This is a genomic window from Acidiluteibacter sp. (assembly GCF_055129545.1).
The window spans coordinates 100,869-121,823 of the sequence record NZ_JBSRUB010000026.1 but is presented as its reverse complement, the minus strand read 5'-3'; the positions used below and the strand labels follow the sequence as shown (position 1 = coordinate 121,823).

At 34.9% G+C, this 20,955-nt stretch carries 15 protein-coding genes; 10 read left to right on the top strand and 5 right to left on the bottom strand.

Going from position 1 to position 20,955, the window contains the following annotated elements; translation table 11 throughout:
* Positions 1–68: 68 nt before the first annotated feature.
* The 9 genes from ACTB0X_RS13025 to ACTB0X_RS12985 all read left to right on the top strand — a co-directional run bounded on the left by ACTB0X_RS13025 (position 69) and on the right by ACTB0X_RS12985 (position 8,657).
* Positions 69–608: an NADPH-dependent FMN reductase gene (locus ACTB0X_RS13025; protein WP_463025475.1), complete on the top strand. Its 540-nt coding sequence runs from the start codon at positions 69–71 to the stop codon at positions 606–608.
* 150 nt (positions 609–758) lie between these two features.
* On the top strand, positions 759–1,796 hold the full coding sequence (locus tag ACTB0X_RS13020; RefSeq protein WP_463025474.1) for a DUF2846 domain-containing protein: 1,038 nt from the start codon (positions 759–761) through the stop codon (positions 1,794–1,796).
* Between the two features lie 285 nt (positions 1,797–2,081).
* Positions 2,082–4,700, top strand: coding sequence for a DUF5686 family protein (locus tag ACTB0X_RS13015; protein ID WP_463025473.1), 2,619 nt, complete (start codon positions 2,082–2,084; stop codon positions 4,698–4,700).
* 118 nt (positions 4,701–4,818) lie between these two features.
* Positions 4,819–5,019, top strand: coding sequence for a hypothetical protein (locus ACTB0X_RS13010; protein ID WP_463025472.1), 201 nt, complete (start codon positions 4,819–4,821; stop codon positions 5,017–5,019).
* A gap of 146 nt (positions 5,020–5,165) precedes the next feature.
* On the top strand, positions 5,166–5,333 hold the full coding sequence (locus ACTB0X_RS13005) for a hypothetical protein (RefSeq protein WP_463025471.1): 168 nt from the start codon (positions 5,166–5,168) through the stop codon (positions 5,331–5,333).
* Positions 5,333–5,578 (top strand): death-on-curing protein, encoded by a 246-nt coding sequence (locus ACTB0X_RS13000; protein WP_463025470.1) that lies wholly within the window; start codon positions 5,333–5,335, stop codon positions 5,576–5,578. Before ACTB0X_RS13005 ends, ACTB0X_RS13000 begins: the two co-directional genes overlap by 1 nt.
* A gap of 284 nt (positions 5,579–5,862) precedes the next feature.
* The gene (locus tag ACTB0X_RS12995) at positions 5,863–6,003 is read left to right on the top strand and encodes a hypothetical protein (protein WP_463025469.1); all 141 of its coding nucleotides are present in this window, start codon (positions 5,863–5,865) and stop codon (positions 6,001–6,003) included.
* Between the two features lie 369 nt (positions 6,004–6,372).
* Positions 6,373–8,106 carry an AIPR family protein gene (locus tag ACTB0X_RS12990; RefSeq protein ID WP_463025468.1) on the top strand — a complete coding sequence of 578 codons (1,734 nt, stop codon included), beginning with the start codon at positions 6,373–6,375 and terminating at the stop codon, positions 8,104–8,106.
* A 92-nt stretch (positions 8,107–8,198) separates the two neighbouring features.
* Entirely contained in the window at positions 8,199–8,657 is a 459-nt protein-coding gene (locus ACTB0X_RS12985) for a hypothetical protein (RefSeq protein ID WP_463025467.1), read from the top strand.
* A gap of 142 nt (positions 8,658–8,799) precedes the next feature.
* On the opposite strand, the gene ACTB0X_RS12980 is transcribed toward ACTB0X_RS12985, so the two are convergent.
* The 5 genes from ACTB0X_RS12980 to ACTB0X_RS12960 all read right to left on the bottom strand — a co-directional run bounded on the left by ACTB0X_RS12980 (position 8,800) and on the right by ACTB0X_RS12960 (position 18,403).
* On the bottom strand, positions 8,800–10,875 hold the full coding sequence (locus ACTB0X_RS12980) for a M16 family metallopeptidase (protein ID WP_463025466.1): 2,076 nt from the start codon (positions 10,873–10,875) through the stop codon (positions 8,800–8,802).
* Positions 10,876–10,911: 36 nt separating this feature from the next.
* A complete protein-coding gene (locus tag ACTB0X_RS12975) occupies positions 10,912–12,240 on the bottom strand; it encodes a M16 family metallopeptidase (protein ID WP_463025465.1) in 1,329 nt (442 codons plus the stop codon).
* 530 nt (positions 12,241–12,770) lie between these two features.
* Positions 12,771–16,055 (bottom strand): tetratricopeptide repeat protein, encoded by a 3,285-nt coding sequence (locus ACTB0X_RS12970; protein ID WP_463025464.1) that lies wholly within the window; start codon positions 16,053–16,055, stop codon positions 12,771–12,773.
* A 114-nt stretch (positions 16,056–16,169) separates the two neighbouring features.
* Entirely contained in the window at positions 16,170–17,315 is a 1,146-nt protein-coding gene (locus tag ACTB0X_RS12965) for a SiaB family protein kinase (RefSeq protein WP_463025463.1), read from the bottom strand.
* Between the two features lie 131 nt (positions 17,316–17,446).
* On the bottom strand, positions 17,447–18,403 hold the full coding sequence (locus tag ACTB0X_RS12960) for a lysylphosphatidylglycerol synthase transmembrane domain-containing protein (protein WP_463025462.1): 957 nt from the start codon (positions 18,401–18,403) through the stop codon (positions 17,447–17,449).
* A 101-nt stretch (positions 18,404–18,504) separates the two neighbouring features.
* Here ACTB0X_RS12960 and ACTB0X_RS12955 point away from each other — a divergent pair, with 101 nt between their 5' ends.
* Positions 18,505–20,940 carry a TonB-dependent receptor gene (locus ACTB0X_RS12955; protein ID WP_463025461.1) on the top strand — a complete coding sequence of 812 codons (2,436 nt, stop codon included), beginning with the start codon at positions 18,505–18,507 and terminating at the stop codon, positions 20,938–20,940.
* Positions 20,941–20,955: the final 15 nt, after the last annotated feature.

Below are 20,955 nucleotides of genomic sequence, written 5' to 3'. Positions count from 1 at the left end.
ACTTAAAGTATACTAAAATGAAATATGATTGAAAGGGGCAACTGTTTTCAACATTAAATAGAAATCAAATGATTAATAAACTAAATATTCTAGGAATTAATGGCAGTGCGAGTCAAAACTCGTCCAACCTTGCCATTTTAAAATACCTCGCTGAACTCGGACAGGCAAATTTCGATTTAACCATTATTGATGATTTGACCGAACTGCCGCACTTTAAAACAGCAATGACTGACCACAATGTTCCTGAAAAAATAATTGAATTCCGTCATCAAATTGAACAAGCAGATGGAGTAATAATCTGTACCCCAGAATATGTCTTTAGCATCCCAAGTGGACTCAAAAACGCCATTGAATGGTGTGTTTCTACTGTTGTATTTTCAGATAAACCCTTAGGATTAATTACAGCTTCTGCAAATGGAGAAAAAGGACATGAAGAATTGAAATTAATCATGAAAACCCTTCAAACAGTATTCACCCCTGAAACGACGCTATTAATTCAAGGCATTAAAGGCAAGATCAATACTGATGGAATGGTTCAAGATGAACAAACAAAAAATCAGTTGGAACAGTTTGTACAAGCATTCATTAAGGTGAATAATAGCAACTAGATTATTCATTAAGATTTAGTAATAATTGAAAAAAATCAACAAAAATTAATTGATCTCAAATCCAAAAAGATGTGCTAATCAAATGATTTTTTTAACTCTTGACACTAAAGATTTGAGATAAATCAACAATACTTTTTTTATTTTTATCCGATGTTTAAAAAATTAAAGTTCATTCTACTACTCTGTTTTCTAGTAAACGTTTTCCACTCCTTTTCTCAACACTTTGCTGTAGGAATTGACGCACTTCATGGTACTTTTAACAAGTTCAAACCATCAATCGAAGGTACGTTTGGCAGTCACTTTTCGGTATTATTGAATTACGAATCAGGTATATATGCTCAAGGATTTTCAAGTGACTTAATCTCACAATCAAAAGTTTATGAATTGAATGGCAATGCAATAATACCTGGCATTCGCTATTATCCGTTTACAAAGAGAAGAATTGCTCCAAAGGGATTGTCTGTTGAATTGTATTACCGACACTTTTGGTTTACAGAAACATACAATGGAGACGATTTTTCAGTTTCAAGGGACCCTTTATTTTTTTTTAATCCGGTACAAGCAAATGTGACTACAAAAGGGACCGCGACCAATGTGGGACTCGCCATTGCCTATAAATTTACAATAGGACCCATTGTAATTGAGCCTTTGCTGGGTTATGGCTCTTTTAGGGGTGAATGGGACTCACCTAATGAAAGAAATAAGATTGATCCATTCTTTACAGAAATGAATGATGTTGTGTTAGCTAGTAGAATTGAAATCAAAGCAGGTTTTTACTTTCCTCAAATCAAACGAAAGATTGAGATCCCATTTGCACAAAATAAAATGGGAACTTATAATGAAACATTAGATTCAAATACATCCCCCGCGAATGATATCAAACTCTATATCTACAGACCAAAAATACCTTATGAACAACAGAACAATTATAATGTAAAAATAAATGATTCATTAACGGTCAATATTAAAAGTGGCAATTTTGAAGTCATCACTCTTAAACAGGCGGGAGAGTATATTATTTCTGCAAAAGTTGGAGGCAAAAAATCCATCAAAGTACCCTTAGAAGCAGGAAGGTCTTATTACCTTAGATGTGGAGTTCGTTTAGGTCTATTTATAGAACGCCCTAAATTTAAGTTTGTTAAGCCCGCTATCGGCAAAACAGATATTGGATATTTAAAAATTCAGTAAGAGACCATTACGTTTACATCGAAGACAGAAAGGCGGCTCCATGAGCCGCCCTTTTTGTGGGCATAATTTCACATACCGTTCTTACTTTCTAAATTAATTAGGGGGTAACTTTATGCTTATCATTTAGTCAATTGGCACAAACCAATTTTTCAAAATAAAACTATTTAAATCTATAATTGTTAATCTTAACTGGGGTCACCTTCATACTTCAATAAATCCATTACATTGTCCATTGGTATCCCACTAAAAACAGTAATTTGGACCTTCTTTTGCTTAAACCAATAAATGAAACAAGCATTCCTTCTCCTTTTTTTAATAACAACCTGTTCGGCAAGCTTTTCGCAAAATAGCTGCACTCTTGAAGGGAGTATTACAAATGAGGAAGGAGAACCCATCCCCTATGCAAACATCTTTATCCAAGAAATTGCATCGGCTTCTATGGCCAATATTAATGGACGATTTGATATTCCGGTAAAATGTGGCAATTACAAATTAAACATTCAAAGTGCCGGTTATGAAAGCAAATCCATTTCGGTAGATGAAAATTCGGAATCCATTCAGATTCAATTAAAGCCCATTAACTATTTGTTTCCTGACCTTTCTGATTCTCCTACCCTTGAAGATCCTTCTTACAACATTATGCGGAAAGCAATTGTAATGGCTCAATATTACAAGAAGCAAATTGAAGGATACCAAACAGATATGTACATTCGGAGCTTTTCTGATGTAGATAACATTCCGAATCTTGTCAAAAAGTTTGCAGAGAAAGAAGGCTTAGGAGAAGTACAAATGGGCGATTTAGTAGAAACCCTATTGAATTATTCTTACACCAATCCAAACACGATAAAAGAAAACTATAGTGCTAAAAAAGCAGAGGAAAAAGACACCACAAAAGCAATTCCTTCCTATATCAATTTGGACTTTTATAAATTGGGGGGAAAGGAAGTCATCAACCCATTGAGCAGAAATGCCTTCAATGTCTATAGATTTGAATACCAAGGTAACTATAAAGAAGACAATCAAATCATTCATAAAATCAAAATCATTCCGAAGCGGAAAGGAAGCTACTTGATTAGTGGATTTTTATACATTAACGAGGGTTTATGGAACATCAATCATGTGGATGTTGTGCTTCAAAAGCAGTATTTCCAAGTGGAATACAAACAGCGGTACAATGAAATTCAGCGGTTGGTTTGGATGCCTACCAACCATAAAATAAAGGTCTCAGGCAAGGGGTTAGGACTGCGGTTTCAATTGAATTATCTAGCAAGTCTCAGTGATTTAACCGTGCAAACGGATTATAAAATTGATGCAAGTATTGATAACAATTATGAAGCTTCAAAAGGCAATTTAGAAAATAGTGAGTCGAATATCATACTAAATAACAGTGCTGAACAGCAAAAAATAGAACAGCTTATATCTAAAGAAACACTGACCAATAGAGAAACATATAAGCTCGTTCGATTAATTAAAAAGCTCCAAAAAAAGAGGGAAAGAAATGATGCCACACGATCGATGGAAGTCAAATTCATCCACACCATCAATTATTCGGATAGCGCATTTAATCAATCGGATAGTGCTTGGAAAGCAATGCGCAAAATCCCACTTTCAGATAAAGAATCAGAAATTTTTGAAGCCATTAATTATAAAGAAAAAGTAGCTAACGAAGAGTCAAAAAAGTCAAACCAATCCGACTTGCTAGAAGATCTATTTCTTTTCAATGAAAAAATTATCAGCAAAAATAAAAAGCACATTTTTGAACCGAAGGGTTTATTCGTTGGGGCTTTCCCCTGCTACAATACGGTCGATGGGTTTTTACCCGTCAAATCACTACTCGATTACACCTGGGATAATCGAGAAGATAAGTTCATCAAAATTACACCCATTGTGGGCTATGCAGTAGCTCGGAAAACCTTTTTGGGAAGGTTGGAAATTGAATCGCAATACAACAAAGAGAAAAGAGGATTGATCAGTATTTCTGGAGGCCGCAGAACGGTTGGATTTAACCAAAACAGCCCTATTTCTGATCGATTGAACACCATTTCTACCACTTTTTTTACGGGAAATGTTAAGAAGCTATTTCAACACGATTTTATAAAGATTGACCATCAGATTGACGTGTTTAACGGATTGGTTTTTAGTGTTGGTGGAGAATATGCCTATCGTCAAGCGCTATCAAATAATTCATACTTTAAATTGCTAGACATTACCAACCGAACGTACACTCCAAATATACCTGAGAACTCAGAAGTATTCAATAATCCGTCTTTAATTAGCAACAATACTGCGGTTACCTTTCGAGCCAAATTGGAATGGACGCCGCGACAGTTTTACACCTTTAAAGACAATAAAAAAGTGCTCTTGGAATCCAACTACCCAACTTTTGGGATAGGTTACCGAAAAGGGATTGATGGCGTGCTAAACAGCCAGGCCGACTATGATTTGATTAAAATTTCTGTGCAGCAGACTTTTCCTTTCCTATTGTTGGATAAGGTGAACTACTATTTTGAAGCAGGACGTTTTTTCAATACCAATTCCATCTATTTTGCCGATTATCAAAATTTCAACACAGCTCCTACTTTTGTGATTGACAACCCAAAAATCAATGGATTCCGATTGTTGGATTACTATGCATTCAATACCAAAGATTATTACCTAGAAAGTCATTTCTCCATTGAAAATGATCACCTATTACTGAAATTCCTTCCAGGTTTGAATAAAACCAATATGGATGAAAAGTTGGAGTTTGGCTACTTATACTCCGATAGAAACATTCATTATTCTGAAATGGGACTCTCATTAACCAAGATCTTTTATTTGATGGATGCAGGAATATTTGCCTCATTTGAGGATGCTCAATTTAAAAGATTAGCGGTGAAAGTTTCTTTCTATTTCTTGCAGTAGCAATTAAGGATTTGGGGTTGTTGAATCCTATAAACCATAAGTAAACTTTCACCTTATGGCTTCTCAACGCATTTGTTTTTTTATTATCTTGTAGCTTACAAACCCTAAAACTTAAATTATGAAAGCAGTTGGAACCATTTTATTAATTATTGGACTTGTTGGAACCCTAGTATTCGGCTTCCAAGCGTTTCAAGATTCAGAAAGCTTTAATTTCTTAGGCATCGACATAGCAGTGAGTAAAGCAAATTGGACACCCCTCATTATTAGTGGAATCGTATTTGTAATTGGTTTAGTTATGACCATTAGAAAAAAGGGGTAATACTTGTTCGTATTTCCTTTAATACTTACATATATTCTCCCAACCCATTAATTTTCATAGCCTCCCACTCTTTTTGTATCATTTTTTATATTATCTTCGAAAATCATAATTCGTTCAATTAAAAGTAGATAGTAATTGATCTGTTTTTGAAAAAATTAAAGATATTGAATAAAAAAATACTAAATGGGGATTTGACACATCCTCCTAGACGAGAAAAGCTGCGTATCATATTAGTAAAAGCTTTTGGTGGAATGCAACATTACACAGCAGCTCATAAAGAATTAGAACAAGAACTATATAAAACAGGAGCATAATGGAAGGTAATTCTCAAATCCTCATATACCAAACGGAAGACGGCTTCACCAAAATTCAAACCCGATTAGAAAACGAAACAGTTTGGTTAACTATCGAGCAGATGGCGGAACTTTTTCAGAAAGAGAAATCAACCATTAACGAGCATATTCTTAATATTTACAAAGAAGGTGAACTGGTTCAAGAGGAATCAATAAGAAAAATCGGGATTTCCGATTTTTCTACGAAACCTACCAATTTTCATTAATGAATGAGGTGGGCTTTCAATTTAACCACCTCTCCCCTTCAACAACTTTGAATTTCACAACAAACCACGAAAAAGCTACTCCTGACAATTGTGTAACCATGCGTCTTTCCTACAAATCTCCCATTTATCCACATAACTCACTAATTTTCATCCCTCCCACTCGTTAGTATCGTTTTTTATATTATCTTCGGGTTTCTGTAATTCGTTCAATTAAAAGTAGATGGTGATTGAACTGTTTTGGATTGAATAATAGATTTAAAGAATTACATAAAAATTATAAAATTATGGAAGCAATCATAGGACTTGTAATAGTATTAGCAATAATTTTAATAACCCGACTATTTGGAGCTTGGATGCTAAGAATAGATGAAGTTATAAAATATCAAAAAGAGATATTAGCTGAATTGAAAAGACGTAATTCTTAGGAAGTATCATGAGGTGACTTTTAATTTAAAATGCAAAGTACTCTCAACCCATTAATTTTCAAACTCTCCCACTCTGTTGTATCATTTTTTATATTATCTTCGAGTTTCGTAATTCGTTCAATTAAAAGTAGATGGTGAATTGTCTGTTTTTCAATGAATAATAGATTTAAAGAAATAATTAAAATTGGAATATGACGCATCCACCAAAAGCGAGATAGGAAGTTCATCTTATCTACTTGTTGTATGCCATTATTGATAGACCTTGATAAGTGCCTTCAAGAAATTGATACATAATTCAAATCATCTTAATGAAAGAGTTAATTAAGACACACTAGTAGAAAATTTAAAATCAACATTACAATTAATAAAATGGACACTATTACTAAAGGATTTCTCAATGATTTTGTTGACAGGAAAGGTTATAAAGACATAATACCAAGTACGCAGTTTGAGTACTTTTGCAACTTTTGTGTTATAAATAAGGAGTTCGATTCAATCTCATTTGATGAGAAATCTATTAGTACTGGAAATTCCGCGCAAGGTATTGACGGAATTGGAATAATAGTAAATAATAAACTCTGCTCTAATACAAGTGAAATAAAACAGATTATGGAGATGAATAGAATGTTAACAGTAACATTTGTTTTTATCCAATCTAAAAGTTCTTCAAGTTTTAATAATCAACATATAGAAAATTTTTGTCGTTGGACAAAAAACTTCTTTAGTGAAGAAGCAACATTGTTTACTACAGATGAAATGAAAAATTTCATTGAGATGCAGAAATTTATATACTCAAATACAAAGTATATGAAAGAGCGAAATCCTATTTGTAAGTTATATTTCTGTACAAATGGTAAGTGGGAAAATGACCCAAATCTTGTTAGTGTAATAGATTCAAACAAAAAAGAAATTGCAGATATCGACTTATTTAACAATGTTGAAATTACACCAATAGACTCAAAGGGACTGCAAAAACTTTATAGAAAAACTAAGGAGCCCGTTGAAGCAACAATCAAATTTGAAAGAAAAGTTAATATTCCTACCATAAGTCAAATTACAGTTGCATACTCAGGGTTACTACCATTTAAAGAATTCAAAAAAATTATCATAGATGAAACAGGAAAAATGAAATCAGTTTTTGATGATAATATTCGTGATTATTTAGAACAAGATGATAATCCGGTAAATAAAGATATTTCTGGAACCATTCAAAAGGGTCAATTAGAGCAATTTTGCATTCTGAATAACGGTGTGACTATTGTAGCGGAGGAAATCACTGGTCCAGGCGAGACAATTACACTTACAAATTACCAAATAGTTAATGGCTGCCAAACGAGCAATGTGCTTTACGAAAATAGAACTATTGAAGGAATTGATGAAATGCATATTCCTGTTAAAATAATTGTAACCACTGATTTCCAAATTAAAAGTGATATTACTCGTGCAACAAATAATCAAACAGCTGTTAATGCTGTTGAATTAGAAGCATTATCTGATTTCCAGAGAAATTTAGAAGATTATTATAATGCTCTGGAAATGGACGATTTTAAACTCTTTTATGAAAGGAGAACTAACCAGTACAAAAGTGTGGATGAGGTTCCGTTATTTCGAATAATAAATAGAGAAAGTCAGATTAAATCTCTGTCTTCAATGTTTTTAAATAATCCTCATCATGTGACAGGATATTATGGGAAATTAATTGAAAAAATAGGTGTTGGTATTTTCAATCCTGACCATGATTACTTTCCTTATTACATTAGCTCTCTTTCATATTATACACTTGAAAAATTATTAGGAGCGGGTAAACTTCTTAAAAATTCCAAAAGATATAGATTTCACATTCTTTTAATATTTAGATTCTTAATAACAAAAAACATCGCTCCCAATTTAAAGGATAAAGGGAAAATGAAAAGAACATGTGATCAAATACTGGATGTATTAAAGGATAATCAAAAATCTCAAGAGTATTTCACTCAAGCAGCAGAATTTATAGAAAGTGGAGACTTATCACTTGATTTTAAAGACCGTAAGACAGTTGAACGAAAAAATACAACAGATTTAATTTTGGAAAAACTGATCGAAATACATTTAAAAGAAAAATAAAGTCGAGTTGGTAAAGCGGAGTCTTACCTCTAAATCTCTCACTGAACTGAACGTGATTTAAATAGTAAAACAAGAGTTAGAAAATTACCTTTATGAGCAAAAAAAATCTAAATAAGCATTTAATAGGTCTTACAGGTGAATACTTTGTGGCAGGTATGATGAGTCTAAAAGGATGGGTTGCGAGTTTAACTTTAAAAAATTATCCCTCTGTTGACATTTTTGGATTAAATCCTGAAACTGATAAGACTGTAAATATTCAAGTAAAAACAACAAAAAATCAATCTAGCTATAACATTGGATTAAGACATGATCAAAGAAGTATAATCTCGGAGAAAATCCCTTGTCCTTATGTTTTTGTGCATATTGACAATAATGATCAAATCAGGTATTTTATACTTTCAAGAATGGAATTTATTCAACTTATTGAAAAAACCGATGATTTGTATTTCAATAGACCAAGAATAAAAGCCATAAAAACTAATTATCCAATCGCAATAAGAGTTTCAGATTTAGAAAAATACGAGGATAATTGGAACAGTATTTGGGATTGATATTGTCAAAACCAAAAGCCAAGTCTTGAAAGGACGAAATACTCAAAGGATGGGTATAACCAATCCTAATTTCCAAAAATCCAAAACAAAAAAAAGGCGACTCTACCGAGTCGCCTTTTCATTTTAGATTTCATTTTAAATCTTATTCCACGCTAAAAGTACCTTTTGGCAATTTCACATTCACTTCCATCGATTCCATTTTCATATCAAATGATTGTGGACCGAACGTTTGCTTGATTACATAAGGAAACTTCACCCCTTGTACCTCTTTGTAGTCAGAAAAGGTTTTAGTCGCTAACATGGCGCCTTGTGGCGTTTCTTCAGTGGCATCCGTTTGCAACAACAACCCACTTTCTAAGTCGTAGAAGTTGGTAATTTTGTCGCCCAATGGATTGGTAATGTTCACCACGAACGCTTCTTTACCTTGCACCTTGTCTACCCCTTTCAATTCAAGGATATAGCTTTCTTTGTTGTAGTTCAATTCCGGAAACAACTGCGCTTCTAAAGCCAAACTCGCCAAATCTTGACCAGTCACTTCTCTTTCGCCTTGCATTCCTGATTCTTTTCCTTTTACACCGTTGTAAACTTGTTTCTGAACCACCATTTCGCCCATCTTCATTTCCATCAAGAATTTGTTAGGCGCTTCAGAAGTTACATTTACATTGATCGCTCTTCCCATCATTTCTGCACTCATCACAGATTTTACAGTTTTCACTTTCAATAAGTTCTCCTTACCACCTATTGCACGAATGTAGCTGTCTACTACTTTCTGAGCGGTCATTCCGGCTGGAGCTGGCTTCAATGTTTCTACTACGTCATTTCCGTAAGTATCTACAAATCTAATCTGTCCTGTTGGGCTCAACTTTTTTACTTTGTCCGCTACTTCGTCTTTGTTTCCCACTACCAAAATGTACGCATTCATTGGTCGGATATACTTCGCTGCCATCGCTTTAATATCGTCTTGAGATACTTTCGCCACGTTCATCAAGTATTTGCTGTAGTAATCAGCTGGCAAGTCATACAATTCTTTGTTGATCGCAAAACGAGCCACCGTCTGTGGGTTCTCTAAACCAATCGCAAAGTTACCAGTGATGTAGTTTTTGATGCCTTGCAATTCTTCAGCAGTAACGCCTTCTTGCATCTTCATCATTTCCTTCATCGTCTCTACCAATGCACTATCGGTTACTTCATTTCTCACTTTTGCAGTCGCATCAAAATAGCCAATGTATTTGTCATCACTCAATGAACTTCTAGCGCCATAGGTGTATGAGTTCGCTTCTCTCAAATTCAAATTCAATCGGGAAGTAAATCCACCACCGAACAATGTATTCATCACAGAAGAAGGAATCTTATCCGCATCAGATGGTTTTAAATCTACTGGATAGTTCACACTAATCACCGATTGAACGGCTCCAGGCTTGTTTACAAATACGATTTCTGTCGCTTCTGGTGCTGTTGGTGTTGGGTAAGTAGCAGTTGGAACTGTTCCCTTTTCCCACGATTTAAATGCAGCTGTAATTAACTTCTTCGTTTTCTTAAAGTTGACATCCCCAACGATTGCCATGTAAGCGATGTTTGGTTTAAAGTAAGTGGAATAGTACTTCTGAGCATCTGCCAATTCAATGTTTTCAATGGTCGCTTCTGTACTCACTTCACCATAAGGGTGATCGCTGCCGTACATCAATACATTTCTTACATTTCTAGCAATTGCATCTGGATCATCTTTTTCTGAAGCCAATCCTGAGAGGTACTGCTTTTTCAACTTGTCCAATTCTTCTTGTGTAAAGTTGGCGTTCATGGCTACGTCAGCCACCATCTCGATCAACTTTGGCTCATACTTGCTCAAACCTGAAGCGTAAAGCGCACTTGAAGTGGTATTGAAGTTGGCGCCAATAAAATCGACTGCTTTATTGAATTCCTCTTTTGACATGCTTTTCGTTCCAGTAGACAATAAGTCTCCGGCGATGTCGGTATACCCTTTCTTGTCTCCTTCGGTGAACGGCTGAACATCAAAACTCAATGAAATGGTTACTCGTGGCAATTTGTGATTTTCTACCACAAACACTTTCAATCCATTGTCTAAGGTAAACAATTGGGTTTCTCCAATCTTAATTTCAGGTGCAGGACCTGCTTGTGGACGCTTACTTCTATCCAACTCTTGTGCAAAAACAGGCACAGTCATCAAAGCGATCAGCGTTAATATGCTAAATTTTTTCATGTGTATCTTTTTATAATTCTTTGATTTCTTTGAGATTTATTTTTGTTGTGCTTTCGGCAAGTAATACAATACCACTCTGTTTTCAGGAGTAAAGTATTTTTTAGCCACTCGCTGAATGTCTTCTCTCGTTACTTTCATGTAGCGATCAATTTCTGTATTCACCAAATCAGCATCCCCAAAATAAACGTGATAGTTGGCCAAGTTTTCCGCCAAACCAGCTACTCTTCCGTTTGCCGATACAAAGTCAGAAGCTGTTTGATTCTTCAATTTGGTCAATTCCTCTTCCGAAATCAATTCGTTTCTCACTTTCTCTACTTCCGCATTGATTGATGTTTCCAACTGCTCAGGAGCGATGCCCATATTCGCAATACCGAACATCAACGCCAAACCTGGATCTTCAGAAGGAATCATGAAAGAACCTACAAATACCGCTTCTTCTTTTTCGTCTTTTACATTTTTCTGCAATCTACTACTCTCTCCTTGAGACAATAAAGTAGACAACATGCTCGCTGCATAATAGTCCGGAGTTCCTTGTGCCGGAATGTGGTATCCTTGCACTACTGCAGGCAATTGGATATTGTCATAAACCGTATCTCTTACCTCTTTCGTTTTGATCGGCTCCACGATGGTTGGCCTTGGAATTGCTTTCGTTCCTTTTGGGATGGTAGAGAAATACTTGTCGATCAACTTTTTTGTTTCTGCTACATCGATGTCACCTGCTATAGAAAGGGTGGCATTGTTCGGCACATAAAACGTCGCATAGAAGTCTAAAAATTCTTCCATTTTCGCTTGGTTGATGTATTCTGGAGATCCACCTGGCGTCCATCGGTAAGGATGTTCCTCAAATGCATGTCCGTATACTTCGTTCAAAATACTACCGTAAGGTGTATTCTCATTTCGTTGCTTCAATTCTTCTTTTACTACGCCTCTTTGAGTTTCTACTCCTACTTGGTCAATTTTGGCGTGCAACATTCTTTCAGATTCTAACCACAAACCTAATTCCAACTGATTAGAAGGAAGAATTTCGTAATAGAACGTTCGGTCAAAAGAGGTGTTGGCGTTCAATGAACCACCATTGTTTTGAACCAATTTAAAATATTCTCCACGCTCTATGTTATCAGAACCTTCGAACAATAAATGCTCAAAAAAGTGAGCGAAACCGGTACGAGAAGGATCTTCATTCTTAGAACCTACATGATACAAAACCGTTACCGCTACGATTGGTGTAGAGTGGTCTTCCTGTAGAATAACATGTAAGCCATTTGGCAAATCATATTCTACAAATTCAATTTTGCTTTCTTTACCTTTTGCAAAACTGCCGTATGACAGTCCCAAGGCTATTGCTGCAATGAAAATTTTCTTCATTCTTTGTCTTTTATAATTTAATTGCGAATTTAATAATTTGAAAAGGGTCTACCTAAAGGAATACAGCAATGGTTGTTTTCTTCGATGAATGGAATTGTTATGCTATTAATTCTTAAAAATGTGTATCGCTATTGTCTGAGGAAATTTTCATTTGACATTCTTCTGTTTTTTATTCGCTTTTTGATGAGTATATTTCGACAAGCTCAATAACCAAATAAGTAAAACAAAACCTGTGCTGAGCTGCGTCGAAGTACGCTCAGCCCTTATCAAAAGGAAATTAAATCCTTGAATTCCCTAAGTTCAGCTGGATGATCTTCTCGGTCCACCTTCGAAGCTTTCCAGTTTCTCTAAGGAAATTCTTCTGATTTACTTACCTTTTGCTAAATGGCAGTCTTAAATAAAAGTATTCGACTTTTAAACAGAATAATGTCAAATTGTAATACAAAATCATATTGAATTAATAATCAAACATTTTTTTTACCTGAAACTTATTGAAAGTTTATTTCGACTAGCATTGAATCTAAAATACTCTAAAACTTAGTTTCTGAAATAATCTCATCATTGTAATAGATTCGTTCTTTTTCCTTTTCACCAGTTTTGGAGTACCAAATAGATTTTCCGTACAATTCTCCCAATAAATAATTCTCGGTAGATTTCACTGTACCAGAAGGGTAATAAGCAGTTACTACTCCATTTTTATTGCCCTTGTTGTATGTTACTTCCTTTCGTTTACTTCCTTCTGTGGTATAATAGACCGCTTCGCCTTCCAACAATCCGTTTTTAAATTTCACATCTCTCAATAGGTTGCCATTGGAGTGATAAATTTTGTACTCCCCTTCTCTCAATCCCTTTTCCAATTCATATTCAATGGATTTATTCCCATTTTTATAATAAGCAAGCACTTTACCTGACTCATTCTTCAATGAAATTTCAGGCAGCAAAACGCCTTCAGAATTCAAATAGCTGTAAGAGTCTAGTGTACCTTCATAATAATTCAACTGAATTTGAGTTTCACCGGCTTCATCATAATAAATGGTTGGTCCATGCAATTCGCCTTCAATGTAATTTTCTTCCAAGTTTTTGTTTCCATTTTCATGATAATCCAACCATTTTCCATTCTTATTGCCCAATAAGTAATCTCCAACCGTTTCCAAGCTGCCATCTTCAAAAAACCATTTCCAAGTGCCTTGCTTATCATTCAAAAGGTAATTACCCCTTGCACTCTGTTTGCCATTTTCATAGAAGTATTCCCAAGTACCCACTTTGTTTCCAAATTCATACTGACCTTTAGTATCCAGTTGATTTAATCCATCATACCACTCAAAAATGCCGTGTAATTCTCCGTGCTTGTAGGCCACTTTTGCGCTTTTATTTCCGTTGATGTGCTTCAATTGAAACTCCGCCGAACCATCTTTTAAAACGATATAATTCAATACATTCGCAGCCGTATCATAGCTAAAATACTCTTCCAACACTCCTTTATCGTAGCAGTATTTGTCTGATATTCTGCCTTTTTCATCATAATACACATCACAACCATTTATTTCTCCACCGAGGTAATAGGTCTTTCTACTGATTGTTCCATTGGAATAATAAACCTCACTTGGACCACCGATTACATTTTTTTGATAAAACCCCTGCTCCTTGAGCTGACCACCAATGTAATGGGTTTCATAATATCCTTCTCTAGCGCCTTCTACATAATTCACTTTACTCTCTAGCTCTCCATTTTTATGGTAATTGAAATCTTCACCTATAATCTGGTCTTTCTTAAATGTCTCTTCAGAGGACAACTCTCCATTGGGATAATAAAATTTCCATTTCCCAACTCTATTTCCTGCTTTATAAGTTCCTTCCGAGGATTTAATGCCATTAAAATGGTAACTCACTGTTTTTAATTTTCCTCTTTTGGATCGGGCTTTAGATTTTACTTCACCGTTTTCACCGTAATTCACATATCCAATAAAGTCACCATTTCGGTATTCAAACTCATTATTTTTAATCCCATTCCGATCGTACCTGGTCAATATGGCATTGAGTTTTCCATTTTCATCTAAGGTACCTTCCTCTTCAATTCTGCCGTCTTGATAGTAATTTTTATAAGCGCCTACTTGATTTCCTTCTTTAAATCTTCTTTCGGCCGAAAGCTGTCCATTCTTATAATAATAAGTGAATGTTCCATCTTGTAATCCATCCTTATAGGCTCCCTTGGAGTACAAATCTCCATCCGAATAATAAGAATAATAAGCTCCATTTCGCTCATTGTCTTTCATTTCGAATTTCTCATCAAGATCTCCGCTAATAAAGTATTTTTTTACTGTTCCATTTACTTCATCCCCTGTATATGGAATTACATATTGAAGTGGTCCTTGATTAAAATACAAATGAGTGGTGTCTTCTTTTTTACCTTTTTTAAACTGAGTGGTTTCTATCAGTTTTCCAAACTGGCTATAAGCTTCATATTTCCCATTTAAAGTATCAGCTTTATATTCCATCAATCGCTTCAGCTTTCCGTCAGGATGAAACAATTTATAAGCTCCCTCCGCCTTTCCATCTATATAATTGCCTTGTTCCGTTTTATTTCCCAATTCGTCAAACCAAACCCATTCGCCTTGACGTTTGCCCTTTTCTGAATACACTCCTTTAGAATTGAGCTCTCCATTATCAAAGTAAAACTCCCAATAACCCACTCTTTCTTCTTGATTGGCATCTACATTGCCAATTGCGCTAATTTCATTGTTAGATCTCAGCCAAAAACGTACGGGTTGAACTTTTCCATCCCATTCCATTTCACGAACCAACAATAAATCCAGCTCTTCTTTACCCCAAACTTTGAAAGATTCAATGTTTTGCTTTTTAGCTTGATTGCTCACTTTAGAATCACTGTAATTCGACATTAAGTAGTTGGAATATGCATCAAATTGTCCTTCAGGAATTATTTTGCCAAAAAAGTTGATGTAACTAGTGTACCAAAAGTTATCATTGCTTTTATCCATTTCTAGCGATTGAAACAATTTTGCGATCGAACGAAGTAATTTGTTGTCAATTTTAGAGTTGATTAAATTTGCTTGTTCGGCAGATAATTCATCTTTCATTTTCTGCTCAAGACTCTTCATCAATTCCTCGGGAGCTCCTGTTTCCAGCTCAATTTTATTATCAGGAACCTTCCCAATCACAATATTTTCTGCTAAATCTAAAGAAAGAGTGCTCAATTGATCATAAGAGTTTATCGTTGCTGCTTGTATGAGGCACAGCATGCCTTCAACTGGTTGTTGTGCTCTTTCTAATAAGGCTCCTAATTTATAGTGAGCCACAGCATAGTAGGGACTTATGGATACGGTAGTTTTGAAATCTTCAAAGGCTTTTTGATAACTTTTTTGCTCTTCATAAACCAAGCCTCTGCCGTAATAAAGTACAGTACTATTCGGAAATCGTTCAATCCCTTCCGTATAAGTTTTTAACGCTTCTTGAATTTGCCCCATTTCTCGTAAGGCTGTCCCTTTATTGTTAATGAAATTCTTGTCATACTTTGTTTTCCCAAGTTCCATTGCAGTTTCAATCACTTCTAACGCTTCAGTGTGTTTTCCATCTTTAATATAGCTCAGCGACAATTCATATTGAGCCAAAACATAATTGGTGTCATTTTCAGAAACGGTTCGGTACTGTTCAATCGCAGCGCTATAGCTCCCAATGTTGTGAAACAATATTCCGAGTTGAATAGAAGAACCACTCGAGGAGTATTTTAGTTTTTCTTGGCCGAGAAGTGAGATGGTAAAAAGTAAAAGAGGGAATAGAAACAGAGATTTAAAATTCATTTTTCGAGTAAATTAGAAAGTTGATCTCTGAGAAAGAGATTTCTTATAAAAATACAAAATGAAATTAAAATGAAGGAAAAAAATGTAAATCGATTTAAAAAGTAGTTGATATTTCTAAGAATACGGCTCACTTGGAGCTTTGAGATTCAACTGCAATGTGAAAAGCGTGTAATTATCATCGAGGCGTTCAAAATAATGATTGAGGTTGTTTTTTGTTCTTTTTCTAAAATTGATTAATCCCAATCCAGTTTTTACCATTCCAGTAGCATCAATGTTATTCTTTAAAAAATAGGCATCTAACTCACTATCCGGCAAAGAGTTTATTGTAATTAATTCATTTCGAAGTGTCTGTTCTTGATTGTTTTTAATGAGGTTAGCTGAAGTAAAAAGCAATTCACTTTTGTCTTCATTCTCGCTCATGATAAAGATCCCAGGCACACCGCCTACCTTTTCTATTACAGCAGCATGATGAATGATATTCATCAACATTTCATACATCAAGGATAAAATTAATTGTCCTCTATTGTCAGTAGTTCCAAGTTTGGATTTTTTGATCGACTCAATGATATCTCCTACATTTTCTAAGGTAAAAACACCTCTTAGCGTCAAGGCAATTCTTTCTTTTAGCAATTTATCATGTAAAGTAGCCAAATCTTCAAAATGTTGAATCACTCCTACTGAATGATTCACGTCAGCAACAAATTCTGAGTCTAAACATATTTTGAGGTAAAAGAACTGGTTGTTCTCATCTAACTTTTTAAAGTTATAATGCAGCTTGCTTTCTGAACGTCGAGCCATATCCACTAGACCTATTCCGGCACCTCCTTTTTCTGAAAAGCTACCATTGTTTAATAGTTCTACATAATACTTTCGAAGTTCTTCCTTATCCATTCCATTTAACTTATCCAACATATTGGTAAGCTTTGCAACATCTTTATTTCCAACTTGATTTCCAGTGGTAATGTAATAACTGCTATTGATTTTTTTTAAACAAAAAATACCAATTTTTTCTACTTCATTTTCTGAATTAATTTGATGTCTGGTTATGTTTTGCAATCCTTCCACCATTACATTGTAGGCCTTTTTACGAATCTTATGCGATTCTCCATTGAATTCTAATTGACGTTCAACAAGGACGAGAATGTGATCAATTACTTCATCTGAGAAATAACCTCTGTAGATATATTCCATATCCACATCTGGCGAATTCAGTAAATGATTTTTTGCGAAATCTACTTTGTAAAGGTCTAAAGGCTTCAAATATCAAGGTTGTAGCGACTAAAAGTAATAAAATTATTGAATCCTATAACATATGTGTTCAACATTTTTTAAGAAAATAAGCTACGTACTTATAATTACAATAGACGAATAGGTCAAAAGAATAGATAAGATTAGGTAAAAAACAATCGCAATCGATCTATAGTTATTGCCACTATACCCAAAGCCAGCAACACCCAAAATTCGAAGAATCGAAAGAGCAAAGTAGAGGCAGCTGACTCTGATGCAGAGTACCCATACTTCATCAATATAAATGTCATGGAAACTTCTATGGCGCCCATCCCTCTTAAAAATGGACTAGCCAACAATAAAATAATCATAGCAATATAAGCTAAAATACAAGCCACAATATCTGGCTCTACTCCTATTGCTTCTAGTGAAATATACATGTGAATTACACCAATGATTTCAATAAAAATACTAGCAATTAATGCCCATATCAATGGTTTAAATTTAAAACGTTCTTCCACAATTCGGTTGATTGTTTGCTCCAATCGTGGACTTTTATTCACCAAAAAGTTGTACATCCATTTTTGTTTCCAAACAGAATAAAACAAGAGAATTAATACTGCTAGAAATAGGATTAACACAATCAATCCAATCAATAACGTATAATCCAAATGCCCCACAAAATACATGATGCCTATAAACGGAATGCCAACAAGAACCACAGAGATTAATCCAATAGTGGCATATAAATAGGAGGCTAAATAAATTTGCTCTGAGCTTAATCCTTTCTTCTTTAATCCTTTGCTAAAAAAACTTAAGGAGGTAAATCCTCCGGCAGGAAGTAAAACACTGATTACATTGCGTTTCAAAAACAAATCAATTAACTCAATATATTTAACCTCTTTGTGAATGGCCCGAAAACTATAAAAATACAACGCAGCATGGCACCCAATTAAGACCACCGTAAATATTAGTCCAATACCTACCATTGTGAGGTCAGCATGAGCTAAATGCTCGACAATGCGCTCTAATTCAAATTGTTGTGTTTGAATAAAGTAAACCGCTAAACCCAACAATGTGATTGCCAATACAAATTGAAAAATAATCTTCCATTTCTTCATCGACTGCAAATTAAGCGAATTCGAATTTAACATTTTCGTTTTTAAACTTTTTAAACAAATTGATGTCTATACTGCAGTAATAAAATCAATAATTTCGCGGAATGAATTTCAGAATCCTCCTAATAACTGCACTCATACTCTTTGGCTACAATTCAATAGCTCAAAATAGACCAGGCACAGATCAAAAATTTACGTTTACCGCGAAAGTGTTAGATGGATCAAACAATGCTCCTCTACCCTACGCTACCATTGCGATTTATAGTATGCGCGATTCAAGTTTGGTAGATGGCGGAATTACCAATGAATCAGGAATTATTACATTACCATTGAATCGGGGAATGTACAAAGTGGAATTCTCTTTTATTTCCTATAAATCTAAAACGGTTAGAGGGGTAAATATGATTAAAGGTGATGCCGATTTAGGAACAATCACCTTATTTCCAGATGTAAAAACACTCAATGAAGTGAATGTGGTTGCCGAAAAGAGTCAGATGGAATTTAAATTGGATAAGAAAGTATTCAATGTAGGTTCTGACCCAACCATGAAGGGTGCAAATGCCTCTGATATACTAGACAATGTTCCTTCTGTGGCGGTAGACGTAGAAGGAAATGTGAGTTTGAGAGGAAGTCAGAATGTTCGAATATTGATCAATGGAAAACCTTCGGGATTGGTGGGAACAAGCACCACAGCTGCACTTAGACAATTACAAGGAAGCATGATTGAGCGTATTGAGGTGATTACTAATCCGTCTTCTAAATATGATGCCGAAGGTGAAGCAGGAATCATCAACATCATTATGAAGGAAGAGAAAAAATCAGGAATAAATGGCTCAGTTGAAGTAAGAGCCGGTTACCCAGAGAATTTTGGCGTGAGTCTGAACTTAAATATGCGTCGAGAGAAATTCAATGCATTTGTGAATTATGGAACTGGATATTCTAAATTTAATCGCGTGGGCAAATCTGAGCAAAATTTTTACCTAGCGGATACTAATTACAGTACAAATTTAGACCGCAACTACGAAAATTCGGGGATCTCACACAATATAATGTTGGGAACTGATATTTACTTGAATGCAAAAAATACCTTAACTTTTTCGACTTTGTATCGACTATCAGATGAAGACAATATTGGAAAAATTACTTATTTAGATTACGATCAAGATGGAAATCTAATCAATGAGAGTATTCGAAAAAGTAATGAAAAAGAAGACGATGAAAATAAAGAGTTCTCACTTTCTTATAAAAAAACGTTTGAGAAAAAAGGGAAGGAATTTACTGCCGATTTTAAATACAATGATGGTGGAGAAACAGAAAAATCAGATATTTCAGAGTATACCATTCAAGGAATAGATATTAACGAACCTGCTCTTAAACAGTTTTCTGACAATAAAGAGAATGAAACCAATTACCTGTTTCAAACCGACTTTGTGCTGCCTTTAAATAAAGGAATGAAATTAGAAACGGGAGCTAAAGCCAATATTCGGTCGATAAACACGGAATATAAAGTAGAACAAGATGATGCTTTTGGAAACCGAACTACCTTAACAGAATTTACAAATATCTTCGGTTATCAAGAGGATGTTTACGCGGCTTATGGAATATTTAGCAAGCAATATGAAAAGTTATCGTATCAATTGGGTTTGCGAATGGAGCATTCTGAAATTGGCACTGAATTAAAAACCACGAATCAAAAAAATCAAAAAAGCTATACCAACTTTTTCCCTTCTGCTGCTTTTACCTACAAATTGAAAAACGATAATTCATTGCAATGGAGCTACAGTAGACGAATAAGTCGACCACGGTTTAGATCCTTGAATCCATTTTTTACTTTTTCAGATGCAAGAAATATCAGAACTGGTAATCCTGATTTGAATCCTGAATATACCAACAGCTTTGAAGTGGGATATTTGAAGTATTGGAAAAAAGCATCGTTTTACGTTGGAACCTATTACAAGCACACAACGGATGTAACTGATCGCATAAGCTTCGCTAACGATACAGGTGTTACCTTCACCCTTCCTGTTAATTTAGCGACTAAAGACGATTATGGAGTGGAAACGAATTTCTCAAAAGACATCACCGCAAATTTAAAAGTAAACGGCTCAGTAAATGTTTTTATTTCTGATCAAAACGGATCTTATAACGGGAAAGATTATGGCGTTTATGCATTCAATTGGAATGCAAGAATGAGTGCAAAATACAGTTTGAATAAACAAACAGACTTGCAAATAAATGGGATGTATAGAGCTCCTAACAAGAGTGCACAAGGGAGAGTGAAATCAATGACAGTCATTAATTTAGCTGCGAGCAAAGACGTCCTTAAAAATAAAGGGACGCTAACTTTTAGTGTTCAAGATGTATTGAATACTAGAAAATGGCGTTCTTATACGGAAACAGAAACCTTTACTTCCGAGTCCGAATTTCAGTGGCGTCCACGAACCTTCTTGCTTTCATTTAGCTACCGATTTAATCAAGCCAAGCAACGACAAAAATCGTCTGGTTATGATGGTGGCGGTGGCGATGATGGTGGATTTTAAAAAAATCAATTACCT